The organism is Curtobacterium flaccumfaciens UCD-AKU (assembly GCF_000349565.1).
GTDB classification, from domain to species: domain Bacteria; phylum Actinomycetota; class Actinomycetes; order Actinomycetales; family Microbacteriaceae; genus Curtobacterium; species Curtobacterium poinsettiae.
Genome location: NZ_KB714622.1, coordinates 352 through 992 on the forward strand (window position 1 = coordinate 352; position 641 = coordinate 992).

The following is a 641-nucleotide window of genomic DNA, read 5'->3' on the forward strand; positions in this document are numbered from 1 at the left end:
GCATGAACACCCGGCCGGCCTCGACGTACTCGGCCGGGGTGCTGAACGGTCCTTCGAGCCAGGCGAGCTGTCGGACGCCCCGCATGGTGGACAGGTACACCCTGCGGAAGAGACCGCCGATGCCCGGTGCCTGCCAGAGTCCGCGGTGCTCCATGGCGAACCGGAGCACCGGGCCGGGCATGAGCATCGTCTCGGCGGACAGTCCGTCGCCGGTGGCCGCTGCCTGTCGCTTCGAGAACCGCAGCCAGTGCAGGATCTCGTCGTGCACGGCGTCGTGCTGCAGGTCGTCGAACAGGGTCTCCTGGTTGACGCGGACGATCTCGTCGACGGTGGCACGGTCGTCGGTGGTGCGGAAGCGTTGGCCGGCCGCCGAGGCGATGGCGGCTGCGGCCTCGATCGCGGTGGCGTCCACCAGGGTCGAGTCGTAGGGCCTGCGTGAGGTGCGCCGGGCGAGGAAGCCGGCCAGGGCCTCCCGGTCGTCGGCGGTGACCACGTGCGGACGCAACGTCACGGTGCCCAGCCGGTGCAGGTGGTCCTCGGCACCAGCGCCGAGCCGACCGAAGTCCATCTCGGCGTGGTCGAGCTGTTCCTGCACGGTGAACCCGTGCGCCCGCGCCACCACGTCGAGCCCGGCCAGGAAC

General features: G+C 71.3%; 1 pseudogene. It reads right to left on the reverse strand.

Annotation, left to right across the window (positions count from 1 at the left end):
• Window positions 1-641 (reverse strand): annotated as a pseudogene (locus tag H489_RS38250) (hypothetical protein); the annotation flags it as partial.